The sequence below is a fragment of the Paeniglutamicibacter sp. ORCA_105 genome (assembly GCF_045798545.1).
Lineage (GTDB): Bacteria > Actinomycetota > Actinomycetes > Actinomycetales > Micrococcaceae > Paeniglutamicibacter > Paeniglutamicibacter sulfureus.
In genome coordinates, this window is sequence record NZ_JBIXLM010000038.1 from 26,419 (window position 1) to 42,038 (window position 15,620).

11 protein-coding genes and 1 tRNA gene are annotated in these 15,620 nt (G+C 62.5%); 6 read left to right on the forward strand and 6 right to left on the reverse strand.

Translation table 11 applies throughout. The annotated features are described in order from the left end of the window. Position 1: 1 nt before the first annotated feature. The 6 genes from ACIPUB_RS16260 to ACIPUB_RS16285 all read right to left on the reverse strand — a co-directional run bounded on the left by ACIPUB_RS16260 (position 2) and on the right by ACIPUB_RS16285 (position 7,125). Complete coding sequence (locus ACIPUB_RS16260; RefSeq protein ID WP_407608320.1) at positions 2 to 667, reverse strand: response regulator; 666 nt, start codon at positions 665 to 667, stop codon at positions 2 to 4. 141 nt (positions 668 to 808) lie between these two features. Continuing rightward, a complete protein-coding gene (locus tag ACIPUB_RS16265) occupies positions 809 to 1,798 on the reverse strand; it encodes a BTAD domain-containing putative transcriptional regulator (RefSeq protein ID WP_407608321.1) in 990 nt (329 codons plus the stop codon). 1,256 nt (positions 1,799 to 3,054) lie between these two features. After that, positions 3,055 to 5,025 (reverse strand): hypothetical protein, encoded by a 1,971-nt coding sequence (locus ACIPUB_RS16270; RefSeq protein ID WP_407608322.1) that lies wholly within the window; start codon positions 5,023 to 5,025, stop codon positions 3,055 to 3,057. A 997-nt stretch (positions 5,026 to 6,022) separates the two neighbouring features. Further along, positions 6,023 to 6,095: transfer RNA gene (locus ACIPUB_RS16275), tRNA-Val, on the reverse strand. Positions 6,096 to 6,213: 118 nt separating this feature from the next. After that, the gene (locus ACIPUB_RS16280; protein ID WP_407608323.1) at positions 6,214 to 6,705 is read right to left on the reverse strand and encodes a redoxin domain-containing protein; all 492 of its coding nucleotides are present in this window, start codon (positions 6,703 to 6,705) and stop codon (positions 6,214 to 6,216) included. A gap of 3 nt (positions 6,706 to 6,708) precedes the next feature. Next, a complete protein-coding gene (locus tag ACIPUB_RS16285) occupies positions 6,709 to 7,125 on the reverse strand; it encodes a DUF3052 domain-containing protein (RefSeq protein ID WP_372342892.1) in 417 nt (138 codons plus the stop codon). Between the two features lie 333 nt (positions 7,126 to 7,458). Between ACIPUB_RS16285 and aceE the strand changes: the two genes are divergently transcribed. From aceE to ACIPUB_RS16315, 6 genes are all read left to right on the forward strand, one after another. Next, entirely contained in the window at positions 7,459 to 10,206 is a 2,748-nt protein-coding gene (aceE, locus tag ACIPUB_RS16290; protein WP_407608324.1) for a pyruvate dehydrogenase (acetyl-transferring), homodimeric type, read from the forward strand. A gap of 213 nt (positions 10,207 to 10,419) precedes the next feature. Next, on the forward strand, positions 10,420 to 11,685 hold the full coding sequence (locus ACIPUB_RS16295; RefSeq protein WP_407608325.1) for a PucR family transcriptional regulator: 1,266 nt from the start codon (positions 10,420 to 10,422) through the stop codon (positions 11,683 to 11,685). A gap of 77 nt (positions 11,686 to 11,762) precedes the next feature. Then, positions 11,763 to 12,686 (forward strand): ACP S-malonyltransferase, encoded by a 924-nt coding sequence (locus ACIPUB_RS16300; protein WP_407608326.1) that lies wholly within the window; start codon positions 11,763 to 11,765, stop codon positions 12,684 to 12,686. A 14-nt stretch (positions 12,687 to 12,700) separates the two neighbouring features. Next, positions 12,701 to 13,756, forward strand: a complete 1,056-nt coding sequence (locus ACIPUB_RS16305; RefSeq protein ID WP_407608327.1) for a beta-ketoacyl-ACP synthase III — start codon at positions 12,701 to 12,703, stop codon at positions 13,754 to 13,756. A 98-nt stretch (positions 13,757 to 13,854) separates the two neighbouring features. After that, entirely contained in the window at positions 13,855 to 14,100 is a 246-nt protein-coding gene (locus ACIPUB_RS16310; protein WP_217388104.1) for an acyl carrier protein, read from the forward strand. Positions 14,101 to 14,347: 247 nt separating this feature from the next. After that, positions 14,348 to 15,586 (forward strand): beta-ketoacyl-[acyl-carrier-protein] synthase family protein, encoded by a 1,239-nt coding sequence (locus tag ACIPUB_RS16315; RefSeq protein ID WP_407608328.1) that lies wholly within the window; start codon positions 14,348 to 14,350, stop codon positions 15,584 to 15,586. Positions 15,587 to 15,620 lie beyond the last annotated feature (34 nt).

The window sequence follows — 15,620 nt, forward strand, 5'->3', positions numbered from 1 at the left end:
CTCAGGGGCTCCCCAACAGACCCAGTTTTGTGGCTGCTACAACGGCTTCCAACTGGGTATGCGCATCAAGTTTCGCGAGGATCGATTTCACGTAGCCGCGGCAAGTGTGTGTGCTGATGCCCAGTGCCCGGGCATTCGTCGACACATCTTGGCCTGCTGCCATGAGCCGTAACACCTCAAGCTCGCGCCCAGTCAGACTCGGACCTGAACCGACGGTCTTTCGTCCCAACAAATCAAGGCGTGAAAGCAGCGCCGGAGCCACCACGAATTCCCCGGTCCGCACACCGCGAACTACATCCAACAGGATGTCCAAGGCGCCATCCTTGGGAAGAAATCCGCAAATTCCGACTGAAGCAGCGCGCTGGATGGCGTGTACGTTTGGATCACCGGTGAGCATGACGATGCGCGTGTCCGGGGCACGGCCGAGGATCTGCTCGGCCGCCTGAAGGCCATCACCGTCCGGCAAGCGGTAATCCAGGATCACCAGGTCCGGAGATAGTTCGAAGCAAAGCTCGACACCTGCCTGCACCCCATGGGCCATACCCACGCAATCGAGATCACCCTCCCGATTCAGGGCCGCGGCCAAGAGCTCGGCGAAAGTGCGATGGTCATCTATCACCACGATCCGGGCAGCTTGCCCGGTTGTGGTGCTATGTTCGGTTGCCACTGGCAATACAGCTCTCCCCATGAGCGCGATCCCCCCAAGGCCGCTTGATACTGGGCCAAAGGCCCTAGGGACAGTATCCACGCATGAGTTCGTTCGTGGCAAGGGGCCAGACGACATAGAGGGCAAAAGCCAGCCGCCGGATTAGACGGAGGCCGCGCCCAGCGCTCGTTGCAAGTAGCCGAAAATGACACTGCCCGCTTCCTGGGGACTGAACCCGAGAACCTTGCCAGCAGTTCCCGCATGTTGCCACGCACTGTTGCCTTGGCCGGCGACAACTTCCTGGATCGAAAGCAATGCACCAATGACATGTCCGAAGTCATCGTCAGCTGCCGAGGTCAGGCGCAACAGCCGCTCCTGCGCTTGTTGCAGGACTGGCCCCGGGGAGCAGCCCAGCTCCCGATCCATAACCCGCCGGCAGTCATCGAGCGCCTGGAGGCCCTGCAGCGGGTTGCCGCCCATTTCCAATCCGAGGACCAGGCATGTCCATGCCGCCTCGTTGAGGGTGTCCCTATTCAACACTTCCTGCGACAGGCGAATTGCCTCAAGGTTCATGCCCAACTCCAAGGCCAATTTCGCTGCCAGTATGCCGGCGGAGGCTACCCGGGCTGCATGCACGCAACGCTCTGCATCGGCCCACCCAGGCAAAAGCTCGCTCCCCAGCAGTGGTTCGGTGGCCAGGGCCAGGGCCTGGCGCAACAACGGGAGGGCGATTTTAGGTTCGGAACCTTCGGCTCGAAGTATGAGGCTGTCAAAGCGTGACAGGTCGAGGTCGACCATTTCCGGATCCAGCATGTAACCCCCGGTGGTGGTTCTGAGCACCCCGTTCTTGCCTCGTCCCGGCTGTAGGCACCGTCGCAAGACCGAGACGTATGATTCCAGGGTCGAAACTGCCGCGAGTGGTGCCGACCCCTCCCACAACATGTCGATCAGTCGTGACTTGGAGACCGGAGTTCCTAGCTGCAACAACAGAATTTCCAATATTTGGCGAGCTTTTGGCCCACCTAGCTCGCCAGCTTCCAACACGACATCTCCCGTGCGGATCTTGAGAGTCCCCAAGATCTGTACATGGATTTTTCCGTCGGTCTCCCAAACGGTATGGTTGTCCCCTCTAAACCCCAAAAGCGTATCCATTTTTTATCTCCCCAAGATGAAAAATCCCCAAGTCCAACAACTATGATTTTCCTCTGTCCAGTTTGAACTGCAAGCCCCCTTGAGGGGTTCTCGACACCCTAATTTGGGGGGTGCCCTATCTGGCCAGCCACGTCTTTCCAAGCATGCTCCAAGGCACTCTGCTCTGTGGGCACGTCAGGATTGTCCCGGAAGGTATTTTTGGCCAGGCGATGTTTGCCATAGAAAGGACTAGCGCCACCGGACTTCCACCCCCCGTCCACTCGGCCCTCCACCGGGCCGCCGGGAGGGTCAGGTATTTGACCAGCAGATCCAACCTCCCCAGCGGTCCAGGGACTTACCGGTGACAGCTCTTCGGCGGCGCTGGTGTGAGTGTGCGGGCCACGGATTCGATTGAAGGCCGTGGAGCCGTCCCGGGTCGACTCGTCCCTTAATCCGTAGAGGATCGTCAGTTCGACGTCAAAGAATTCGGCACTCTCCACGTTGCCCGGGAAGCGCAAAGCTGCCCGGACCTCACGTGCAGAGATGACCGCGGCCAAGGCGTGGGCCTTGGGCTTGTCCGGGGGCAAATCTGTGACTCTTCGGATTCCCGCCCGGGCTGGATTCACCGTGTCTGGGAAGCGGTTTTCAGGAGCGCTCTGTTCGTGGCCGACTGGCCCACTTAAAAGCGCATGCGTCGCCGGATGGACAGCGACCCAATTATGACCTTGGGTTGCCCTTCGGCCTGTGGCAGGTCCCCGCACCAGGCCATCCCGGCGTCCCGGTTGAGGGACACCGAGGGGCGGTGGGGCATTCCCTGCATCGACGTTGCTGAACACATCGAAGTCTTGGTGGTCATTCCACAACGGCACCGTTGTCCGGAAGGCCTCGGCTGGATCGAAGAAACGGGGGGTGGCCGTTGCTCCGATCCACGAAATTGACACCCACGTCGTCCCTGGCAATGATCGGAGTTCGCAGTTCCATGTCCGGGACCAGTTGTCGATGCCCCCTGGTGCCGGTCCCGTACCATCGGCGACCCGGAATCATTGGAATCGACCTGCGGAACGAATACACCGGGGCCGGCAGGCCAGCAACGCATCCTTGCTTGCGGAGACTCAGTGGCGGGATGCCACAACCAGTAATCCGGGATCAAGCCGTGAACTTATGGTACCGCCGCCTTGGGAAGCCAGCTGCCCTGGGCTGGACACACAGCTGCTTCGCTGCGCAAGGTCCGTAATACGTTCCGTGCGCCGCGAAGCACTGTTGCCCGCTGTTTGCCGCTATCTGGCGGAAACCGAGGCGCTGGTCACCCCACCCCGAGTGGATTGGACCATGACAGAAGTGACTTGTCGACTTGGTCCGGGCTTGAGTCTCAACTGCCAGTTGTTGGTGGTGTCCACCACAGCCGTGCCAATCTTTTCAACCGGTGTGCCCGGCGTTGTGTTGTAGATGATGACCCTGGTCCCTGGCGTCAATGCTCCTGAAACTCCCGGCAGCGTGGCGGTTCCGGTCAACTTGAATTCCTTGTTGACCCGGTGCCTTGCGTCGCTGGCTACCGTCACGTTATCGGAGACGAGGTTGAGTTCGACTGTTGCCGGATCGCTCTCCGAGCCGTCGTCCTTGCCCACGACAAGTTGCATCTTGATGACCTCTGTTGTTGTCACCGGCGAAGGGGCCGTGTCCGAGGTCGTGGCGAAGTATGGAACGGTGACGGTCGGCGAGGCACTGGTGTCGCTCGAGAGCGTAACCGGCATACCCGAGACCTGAGTCCATTTGTAGGTGTCCGCCCCGCTCGACGTCGAACCGTCCAACACGAGACTGCCTCCGTAGTTGATGTTCGCCGACTCCGGGGTGGCCCGTGCGACCGCGGGTTCTGCAGGGTCCTGTCCGGTGTCCGGTGCGGGGTCTTGCACAGGACCCGGATCCGGTGCCGGCGCAATCGGAGCTTGGCCCTCCGGCGTCGCTTCACCGCCCACAATGCTGACATCCACCGACGCCTTGGCACCAGTCGAGTCCTTGACAATGACACGTTCCGGAGGCGCCGACACGGCAAAGGCAGCGCTTTGAGTCGCTTGGGCGGTGGCGCCCGGGTCCAGGGCCCCCAAGCCTTCGGCGGTCAATGCATTACCGAACCTGCTGGCCGCGGCAACGTTGAGGAGCGTGCCGTCATAGGTGGCCTCCAGGCCCGAGATCCCATGCGGCTTGGTGACGTCGACGACGGAATTGCTGACGGGCTTGTCACCAATGTTGCTGATCTTGATCTGGGTAGGGGCATCTCCCTCAAACTTGATGCGTGCGTAAAAGCGCTTGCTTGCCGGATCCGTTTCCATGGGTGTGGTTGCGAACTTGCCCGCTTGGCCTTCTATCTGGAGCTGGGTGCCTTCACTAGACGCGAATACATCGATCATGTTTCCTTCAAGAAGGGCCTTTTTCCCCTCGACACCCGTGTTGGTGGAAATCTTGCCCTGAAGTGAGAATTGGTCCGTGGACAAATTCAGCCCGCCGCCGGTGACGGAGAACTGATTGTAGCCAAAGGGGCTTCCCGTCACGGTGTGTTCCTGTCCCGGGTCGCCGAGGTAACCCTCCGGAGCGGCAGGAGCCGTAGCCGGATCCCACATCAGGAAGGGGCCGACGTTGCTCTTCAGTGCAGTGGTGAAGTTTCCCTGCGCCGGTGATATGTCCTCGACGAGTTTGCCGTCACCGGCATCGTCGGTGTCGATCGTCATTGAACCATAGGGATGCCTGAAGGTCAGGGTCGTGTTGGCAGCTGCCCCTCGCACTGTGACACGTTGGCGTCCGAAGACTACCTGGTCACCGGCCTGCACCTGGTTGGCGAACGCGGCCTCAAGCCCGAGGACCAGAACTGCCCGTCCGCCGCCCGGTAGGTCCAATGTCGTGGAAGCAAGCATGTAAAACGCTTCCTCCGGGAAATTGTCTGGGAACGAGATCGGTGCTTCGTCGTTCGGGATGTCCCCGGCGGCGAATCCGCAGTATGGGTTTTCAAAATCAAGGCACAACTCCACGCGCGTGCCGATGCTGTCCTGATACCAGCTGGGGTAGCCGTGGTCCGTGTTCACCGGCCCCACTGCCACGATGCCACCGGGGTTCTTCTGCACGACTTCGGTCGCGGCTTGTGCGGGCGTAATGGTCGCCAGTGCCAGTAGGCCAATGGCCATCAGCGCGATCTTTGGTTTCTGCGATCCCCTGCTGCGTGCACGTGGCGCAGACGATGCGGGATGGGTGAATTTCATGTCGACTCCTTGGACGAGCTAAAAGATACACACACTGTGCATGGCCCACCCTTGGGAAACCTTGATGCCGACAATCACCGAACGATCGTGCTTTTCGAATGAAATGGATGCCCTGTTTCCGACTGGAGATGCCCCTCGACGTGGGAAATCGCCGTCAAAAAAACGAGGGCCCCGCCTGGGGATGCGGGACCCTCGCCTGCGCCCAACCCTTTGAGGACGGCGCCGGGCCCGACCTGGGGATAGGGGGGGTATCCGCTGGTCGGCCCTAACGGTGCAATCGCGCGCCTCATTGCGCCTTCGCATGTGGCACCTGTTGCGCTTACCGAGTGCGACCGTGAATCGATTCTGTCCATGTCACCCTATGAAAAGCCTAGGTAGCTTGGGCTTATGAGATAGGAGGCGCTTTTGTCGAAGGCTGGCCACGACGCGAAAGCGCGGAGGATTTTCCACGTGGACGGATTTTGTCTGGGCGCCCAACGAACGTGCGGCGCTGTCGGCAGATCGCGCGGGCCTCGAAAAGGGTCAAATCCCGCCAGGCGAATTCTCCCGGTTCCTACCGTTGCCTACAACGCGAAAATCCCTCGAAGCGGTGGTGGTTGAACGTGACTCTCGGCGCGCTGTAGCCAGTGGTGCTGCGTGAATTCTCACGGCAACGGCGACGTCACACCGTTTGTCCTGTGGCAAGTCCAAATCCGGCTATTGTCGAACCGGCTCCAGCTCCGACGGCGGTCTTGCGCCGGAACCACTCAAATGGAAATCCGCGCGAGAACCACGCGCGCAGCCGCCGGGGACTACTGCAATGTCGCTCGAAGCGCGCGGCTATCGAGTGGCTGCGGCCGCACGCGGAAATCCTCCCCGCCATGCACGGACAGCAGCTCAAGCGCGTCGCTTCCATGGCTCCGCCAAAGCAAACGAAGTAACAACGGGATCGGAAATACCGGGAACCGTTCTCTCCGCCGAAGTAAGCGAATGGATATGTTGCAATGACTCACCAGGGTGGGCCCTACCGGGATCGAACCGATGACATTCACGGTGTAAACGTGACGCTCTACCAGCTGAGCTAAAGGCCCTTGGCACTACTGAATTCGTTTGGTTTTGGATCCGCCGGAAGTGTTCGTGACAAGAATATGACTGTGGCAATGTACCCGCCCGAGCTGTCGAATAGACGCAAGAATTCTTCGACACCTGTTAGGTGAGTAGGTCCAGTGCCTCTCGGTAGCGCGCGATGGCGCGCGCCTCATGGATGGATGAACTAAACGAATCCACCACACGACCCTTCTGGATGAGGAACGTGTGCCGCGTTGCCGCGCCGGACTCGTTGTTGAATGCGCCATAGCACTTCGCTACGGCACCGTGCGGCCAGAAATCGGCCAACAGATCAAACCCGAAATGGGCCTGGTCCGCGTAGGTGCGCAATGCGTATTTGTGATCCACCGAAACGCCCATGATGCGGGTGTTACGTATGGCAAATTCCTCGCGAACCTGTTCCAGCTCTTCAAGTTCCGACCCGCAAACCGCGGAAAACGCGAACGGGTAAAAGACCATGAAGTAGGCCTGCTCCCCCAGTGCCCGGGACTCGATGAGTTCACCGTGCTGGTTGGGAAGGGCGAAGACCGGGGCCGTTTGACCGGCCCGAGGCGTCGGGGAAATGTTCCCCGCTGCCGGATGTGATGATTCCACGCGCTAGTTCTTGCGGCGCGCAACAAGTCGAGTGGCCGACCAATCCTCCGAAACACCCTCGGTGTTTGTGACATGGAGGCCTGCGGTGGGAGCATCTGCCTGGATCGAGGCGGGTGACACATGGCCATCTCGTCCCGGTTTCGGGGTCAAGAGCCATACGACCCCCTTTTCATCCAGGTTGACCAGCGAATCAACGAGGGCATCGATAAGATCCCCGTCGTCGGCGCGCCACCAATAGACGATTCCGTCCACAACCTCGTGGTCTTCCTCTGTCAGTAGTTCGGAACCCACTGCTTCCTCAAGGGAATCGCGCAGATCAAAGTCCACATCGTCGTCGTACCCGAGTTCCTGGATCAGGTCCCCGTCTTTGAAGCCCATTTTGTGTGCGGCTTCGTGCTTTGCCGGTGCGGCGTCGCTCACGTCACTCCTCCTGCTGCTGTAAAGCGTCTGGTTACAACCAAACACCCTTTTTGCGCTCTCATCAAGCGCAGAGGCTTCAACACGCCGAAATAGTGACGACTTCGACCTGATTTCGTCTCTCGGCGCATTGCCTGTGTAACTCCAAAACGTCGCATGTGTTGAGCCCAGATACGTTTTGGGTGGTCATGCGCATTAGAGTGTAACCGGCGGTCCGCGACCAACCACCCTTGGGGAACGGGCCACAACTTTGGCGCTTGCACCGCCACTGCGGTTCGAGGCATGCAATCTAGCGCTCGGCCCGCAGTCCCCGCTGTACCCCATAACGAGGAGAAGATGGACGTGGCTGTAGAGGAACACATTTCTCACATCCGTAGCGGCTTGACTAGCCAGTTGCCGGACCGGGATCCGGAGGAGACCGCCGAATGGATTGAGTCCTTCGATGATCTGGTCGAAACCCAAGGCACCGAGCGTGCCCAGTACATTGTTCGTTCATTGCTCCAGCGCGCTGGCGCCAAGAGCGTGGGCGTCCCCATGGTCACCACCACCGACTACGTCAACACGATCCCGGTGGACCAGGAACCGGAGTTCCCCGGCGATGAACAGATTGAACGCCGCTACCGCGCCTTCATGCGTTGGAATGCCGCCGTCATGGTGCACCGCGGGCAGCGCCCCGGGGTAGGCGTCGGCGGACACATCTCCACTTACGCCGGAGCGGCGACCCTGTACGAAGTGGGCTTCAACCACTTCTTCCGGGGCAAAAGCCACTCGGGCGGCGGTGACCAGGTCTTCTTCCAGGGCCACGCCTCCCCCGGTATGTACGCTCGCGCCTTCCTCGAAGGACGCTTGAGCGAAGAGGACATGGACGGGTTCCGGCAGGAAAAGTCCCGCGAGGGACATGCACTGCCGTCCTACCCGCACCCGCGCTCGCTGCCGGACTTCTGGGAATTCCCCACCGTCTCCATGGGCATTGGCCCGATGAACGCGATCTACCAGGCGCAGTCCAACCGCTACCTGCAGAACCGCGGCATCAAGGACACCTCCGACCAGCACGTCTGGGCCTTCCTGGGCGACGGCGAGATGGACGAGCCGGAATCGCGCGGCCTGTTGCAGCTTGCCGCCAACGAGAAGCTCGACAACCTGACCTTCGTGGTCAACTGCAACCTGCAGCGTCTTGACGGGCCGGTTCGCGGCAACGGCAAGATCATGCAGGAGCTTGAGGCATTCTTCCGCGGCGCCGGCTGGAATGTCATCAAGGTTGTCTGGGGCCGCGAGTGGGATGCCCTGCTCGATGCCGACACCGACAACTCCCTGGTCGACATCATGAACCAGACCCCGGACGGCGACTACCAGACCTACAAGGCCGAAAACGGCGCCTTCGTCCGCGAGCACTTCTTCGGAAAGTCCCCGCAGACCAAGGAACTCGTCGCCAACCTGACGGACGAGGAAATCTGGAACCTCAAACGAGGCGGCCACGATTACCACAAGGTCTTCGCCGCGTACAAGGCAGCGACGGAGTTCAAGGGCAAGCCGACGGTCATCCTGACCAAGACCGTCAAGGGCTACGGCCTGGGCCCCCACTTCGAGGCCCGCAACGCCACGCACCAGATGAAGAAGATGACGCTCGGGGACCTGAAGGCCTTCCGCGACCACCTGCGCATCCCGATCACCGACGAGCAGCTTGAAGCCGACCCGTACATGCCGCCGTACTACCGTCCGGAGCAGGACTCGGCCGAGTACAAGTACATGATGGAACGCCGCGAGGCCCTGGGCGGTGCCGTGCCTTCGCGCCGGACCAAGTCCAAGGAAATCCACCTCCCGGAGGAGAAGGCCTACGAGGTCGCCGCCCGCGGATCGGGCAAGCAACAGGCCGCCACCACCATGGCCTTCGTGCGTCTGCTCAAGGACCTGATGCGCGACAAGGAATTCGGCAAGCGCGTCGTGCCGATCGTTCCCGACGAGTCCCGCACCTTCGGCATGGACTCGTTCTTCCCGACCGCGAAGATCTACAACCCTGACGGACAGAACTACCTGTCGGTGGACCGCGAACTGGTCCTTGCCTACAAGGAGTCTCCGGTAGGACAGCTGATCCACCCGGGCATCAACGAAGCCGGCGCGGTTGCCGCCTTCACCGCCGCGGGCACCGCCTACGCCACGCACGACGAACCGTTGATCCCGATCTACGTGTTCTACTCGATGTTCGGCTTCCAGCGCACCGGCGATGCCTTCTGGGCAGCCGGCGACCAGATGACCCGCGGGTTCATCATGGGCGCCACCGCAGGTCGCACCACGCTGACCGGAGAGGGCCTGCAGCACGCCGACGGGCACTCCCCGATCCTTGCCTCCACCAACCCTGCCGTGATCACCTACGACCCTGCCTATGGGTACGAGATCGGTCACATCATGAAGGCCGGCCTGGAGCGCATGTACGGCGGCAAGCACGAGGACCCGAACGTGATGTACTACATCACGATCTACAACGAGCCCTACCAGCAGCCCAAGGAACCGGAGAACCTCGACGTTGCCGGCGTGCTCGGCGGCATCTACCAGGTCTCCCCGGCCACCGTCGACGGACCGCGGGCCCAGCTGCTCGCCTCCGGTGTGGCAGTGCCGTGGACCATTGATGCACAGCGCATCCTGGCCGAGGACTGGGGGGTGTCGGCCGATGTCTGGTCCGTGACCTCCTGGAACGAGCTGCGCCGCGACGGCCTGGAGTGCGAGGAGCAGTCGTTCCTTGACCCGGCTGCCGAACCGCGCGTGCCGTTCGTGGCCCAGCAGCTGGCAGGTGCCACCGGCCCGATCGTTGCGGTGACCGACTACATGAAGGCCGTGCCGGACCAGATCCGCCAGTTCGTGCCCAATGAGTTCGCCACCCTGGGCGCCGACGGGTTCGGTTTCTCCGACACCCGCGCCGCCGCACGTCGCTTCTACAAGATCGACGCGCACTCGGTGGTTGTTCGCACCCTGCAGATGCTGGCCAAGCGCGGAGAGGTCGATGCCTCGGCTCCGGCCGCCGCCTTTGCCAAGTACAAGCTCGACGACGTCACCGCAGGCACCAGCGGCAACGCGGGCGGCGACGCCTAACCGGTCCTGAGCACGGGTCGACAGCGGTGGCGCGGATTCCCTTCCACAGGGGGTCCGCGCCACCGCTGTTTTTGTGCCCGACTCGAATCGCTCCCGACAGAACCTCGTGACAATACCCTCCAGCACGAAGCACCGGCACGGGGAAGACATCGGTCTTCGTTGTGTGAACCATACAAAATAGTTAGGTGGCTCGATGATGCGTATGCTCGTTCTATGAGTGATGAGCAAACGTCGAATCCGGCACAGCGGATCCGGCCCTTCCGGCAAGCCAAGGCCAGCCCGGAAACCCTCAAACGGCTCAAGCAGCACTTGGGCGTGCTCTCCACGGTGGCGCTGAAGCACCTGGACCAGTCGCTGCCCTGGTACCGGGGACTGCGGCCCGAGGAACGCGCGGCGCTGGGCTTGGTGGCGCAGAAGGGAATTGCTTCCTTCGTCTCCTGGTACGAACGACCCACCACGTCCCCGCAGTGGGTGCTCAACGACGTCTTCGGCGCCGCACCCACCGAACTGACGCGATCCATCAGCCTGCAAAAGGCCCTCCAACTGATCCGCACCATTGTCGAGGTCGTTGAATCCCAGGTTCCTGACATCGCCCCGGAGGCCGAGCACACGCAATTGCGCGAGGCGGTCCTGCGCTACTCGCGGGAGGTCGCCTTCGCCGCGGCCGACGTGTACGCCCGGGCGGCAGAGACGCGCGGTGCCTGGGACTCACGGCTCGAGGCCCTGGTGGTGGATGCCGTCATGCGCGGAGAATCCCAGGATTCCCTTCGCTCCAGGATTGCCGCCGTGGGCTGGAAGTCGCACGAAAACATCTTGGTGATGATCGGTGCAACCCCGGTCTCCTCCCAGGTTGGATTCGTCAGTGAACTCCGCCGCGCGGCAGCCCGCTATGCCCGCGACTCGCTGGTCGGCGTCCACGGTGAACGCGCCATCCTGATGCTCGGCGGCGTGGAAGCCGACCGTGCCGGGCTGGACCGGCTCGCCACGTTTTTCGGCGAAGGACCGGTGGTCTACAGTCCCTTGGCCCCGACGCTCAAGGAAGCCTCCGCCAGCGCCAAGGCAGCCTTCGCTGCCATCGCCGCCGCCAAAGCCTGGCCGCTGGCTCCGCGACCGGTGGATGCCGATGACCTCTGGCCTGAGCGCGTCATGAACAACGACTCCGAGGCGCGCGAGGCGCTGGTCTCGGGGATCTACAATCCGCTCATCAAGGCCGGAAACGGCCTGATTGAAACGCTGTCGAGCTATCTGTCACTGGGCCACTCGCTGGAGGGAACGGCCCGGGAGTTGTTCGTCCATGCCAACACGGTGCGCTATAGACTTAAAAGGGTGTGCGACGTAACCGGGTGGGATCCCTTGGTTCCGCGCGAGGCGTTCGTGCTGCAAACCGCGTTGGTGGTGGGTCGGCTGGACGCCGAAACAACCGAAAACTTGGCCGAAACGCGGCAATCGGTGCCGCGCAAGAGCCCGACCACCTTGTAGGATTCATACAAAAGCATGCCGACAAGTCGGTGTGCGAAAACAGCCGTCGAGACCGACATCTTTGGAAAGCTGGAGTAGTGCTAGCAATCGTGTGCCCTGGACAGGGCTCCCAGACCCCCGGATTCCTTTCTCCGTGGCTCGAGGTTCCGGGTGTTTCCGAACATCTCGCCGGACTCTCCGCCATCACGGAGCGCGACCTGACCGCCCACGGGACGGTGTCGGACGAAGAAACCATCAAGGACACCGCGGTGGCCCAGCCACTGATCGTTGCCGCGGGCCTCATTGCCGCGCGGGCACTCTTTGGTGACGAGCTTCCGACGAACGTCGTGTTGGCCGGACACTCCGTCGGCGAGATCACCGCCACCGCGCTGGCCGGTGCCCTCAGCGAGCAGGACGCGATGGTGTTCGTGCGTGAACGCGCAAACGCCATGGCCTTGGCTGCGGCTGCCACCCCGACCGGCATGGCAGCGGTCCTGGGCGGAGACGCCGAAGAGGTCAACGCGGCTATCCTGGCGGCCGGGCTGACACCGGCCAACGCCAATGGAGGCGGCCAGATCGTTGCCGCCGGCACGCTGGAACAAATCGAGGACCTTGCAGCCAATCCCCCGGCCAAGGCTCGCGTGATTCCGCTCAAGGTCGCAGGCGCTTTCCACACCCACCACATGGCCCCGGCCGTCCAGGTGCTCCAGGAGCTTTCCGCAACACTGGAGGCCAAGGACCCGGCCATCACGCTGCTGTCCAACTACGACGGGCAGGCCGTGGCCGGTGGCGAAGCAAACCTTGCCTCGCTGGTCGCCCAGGTCTCGCGCCCGGTGCGCTGGGACAAGTGCATGGAGGAGCTCGCCGCACAGGGAGTCACCGGGATCATCGAGATTCCGCCCGCAGGAACCCTGGTGGGTCTTGCCCGCCGCGGCCTGAAGGGCATCCCGACCCTCGCGTTGAAGTCCCCCGAAGACCTCGAGGCGGCACGCGCCTTCGTACTCGAACACACCCAAGCATAGGAAGTTCCCGAATCATGACTGCAGTGATGAACCAAACCACCGCGCGCGAATTCAGCCGCATCCACGGCGTGGGCTCCTTCCGTCCCGACGTCATCGTCACCAACGACGACGTGTGCCAGTGGATCGACTCCTCCGACGAGTGGATCCAGCAGCGCACCGGCATCGTGACCCGTGCCCGCGCCGATGAGAACACCTCGCTGCTGGACATGGCCGAAGGCGCGGCCCGAGATGCCCTGGCTTCGGCCGGCATCGAGGCCAGCCAGATCGGTGCAGTCATCGTTTCCACCGTGACCTTCCCGTATGCCACCCCGTCCGCTGCCGCAGCACTGGCCGACCGCATCGGCGCCACCCCGGCACCGGCATTCGACATCTCGGCCGCCTGCGCCGGCTACTGCTACGGCGTGGCCCAGGCAGACGCACTGGTGCGTTCGGGTATGGCCGAATACGTGCTGGTCGTCGGTGCCGAGAAGCTCTCGGACGTCATCGACAACCACGAGCGCACCATTTCCTTCCTGCTCGGCGATGGCGCAGGCGCTGTCGTCATCGGTCCCTCGGACATCCCAGGCATCTCCCCGTCGGTTTGGGGTTCGGACGGCTCGAAGTGGTCCGCCATCGGCATGACCCATTCCCAGCTGGACCTGCGCGACGCCGTCCTGCAGGCCGAGTCCTCCCCGGAAGGCACCTCCCTGGTTGGCGGCACCGAGGCCCAGCTGTGGCCGACCCTGCGCCAGGACGGCCAGACGGTCTTCCGCTGGGCAGTTTGGGAAATGGCCAAGATGGCCAAGAAGGCCCTGGCGGACGCCGGACTCACCGCCGAGGACCTCGCTGCCTTCATCCCGCACCAGGCCAACATGCGGATCATCGATGAGATGGTCAAGCAGCTGAAGCTCCCGGAAACCGTGGTTGTCGCCCGCGACATCGCCACTTCCGGAAACACCTCGGCGGCCTCCATCCCCATGGCCATGGACAATATGCTCAAGGAGAACCCAGAGCTCTCCGGCGGTCTGGCCCTGCAAATCGGATTTGGCGCCGGGCTTGTCTTTGGAGCACAGGTCGTTGTCCTGCCCTAGGCTTAACCCCCAGGGACACAACCCATCATTCGGACCGCACACCTGTGGTCTGCATAGTCGTCGGGCTTGTTACCGGCAAACACAGAAAAGGAGCCATCATGGCTAGCAACGAAGAGATTCTGGCCGGCTTGGCCGAGATCGTCAACGAAGAGACCGGCCTGGAGACCGAGGCAGTCGAAATGGACAAGTCCTTCACCGAGGACCTGGACATCGACTCCATCTCGATGATGACCATTGTCGTCAACGCCGAAGAGAAGTTCGACGTGAAGATCCCGGACGAAGAGGTCAAGAACCTCAAGACCGTTGCAGATGCAGTGAACTTCATCGCCGGCGCACAGGTCTAAGCCAGGTAGTGATGCGTCCCCTTGAAGCGTGTTCCCTCGCGGAAGCACGTTTCAAGGGGAAGCATCGTTTTCATTTCATGTTTCCCGGTTGGCAGGCCCTGAGGCGCCAACAAGCTTTGCCGGTTTCTTCACCGATCCCCAGATTGTCGATTCAATCCGGACACCGTCCATTCGGCCGCGTTCCGACGCTTGGATCGCGCGCTAGCCTCGCTAGCCGTTTCGCCCCCAACCAGTAGAGAGTTTCAACATGGCTCGCAAAGTTGTTATCACCGGCCTTGGTGCCACCACCCCCATCGGCGGGGACGTCCCGACCCTGTGGGCCAATGCCCTCAAGGGTGTGTCCGGCGCCCATCTGCTGCCCGACGAGTGGGTTGAAACCTACAACCTTCCGGTGAAGTTTGCCGCCAAGGCCTCGACCCCGGCCTCGGAGGTCCTCTCACGCGTTGAAATGAAGCGCATGGACCCGTCCACCCAGTTCGCCGTTGTAGCCGCGCGCGAGGCCTGGAAGGACGCGGGCATCGAGGAGATGGACCACGACCGCCTGGCCGTGGCCTTCGCCACCGGCATCGGTGGGGTCTGGACCCTGCTCGACGCGTGGGACACCCTGAAGGAAAAGGGCCCGCGTCGCGTGCTGCCGATGACAGTACCCATGTTGATGCCCAATGGACCGGCAGCTGCCGTGTCGTTGGACCTGGGTGCCCGCGCCGGCGCGCACACCCCGGTTTCCGCCTGCGCCTCGGGCACCGAGGCCATGCACATCGGTCTTGAGCTGATCCGCTCGGGCAAGGCCGACGTGGTGATGTGCGGCGGAGCCGAAGCAGCCATACACCCCATGCCCATGGCCTCCTTTGCCGCCATGCAGGCCTTGTCCAAGCGCAACGACGACCCGGAGCATGCTTCGCGTCCGTACGACATCGACCGTGACGGCTTCGTCATGGGCGAAGGCGCCGGTGCCTTGGTGCTTGAGGCCGAGGAGCACGCCATCGCCCGCGGTGCGACGATCTACGCCGAACTGGCAGGCACCTCCGTGACGGCCGATGCCTACCACATCACCGCACCTGACCCGCAGGGCCTGGGTGCCACCCGAGCGCTGAAGGCGGCCATGTTTGACGGCCTCATCCAGCCAGAAGACGTGGTCCACGTCAATGCGCACGCCACCTCCACCCCGGTGGGCGACAAGCCCGAGTACACCGCCCTGCGCGCCGCCCTGGGTTCGCACCTAGACAAGGTATGCGTCTCGGCCACGAAGTCGCAGATGGGCCACCTGCTGGGCGCCTCCGGCGCAGTCGAATCGGTCCTGGCCGTGCTGGCCGTTTACCACCGCAAGGCTCCGGTCACCATCAACCTGGAAAACCAGGATCCGGAAATCCCGTTGGACGTCGTCGTCGGCACGCCGCGTGAGCTGCCCGAGGGCTCCATCGTCGCCCTGAATAACTCGTTCGGCTTCGGCGGACACAATGCCGTGGTTGCCATCCGAAGCGTCTAGTACGCACGCAGGCGCAGCCTGAGGCACCAAAGAG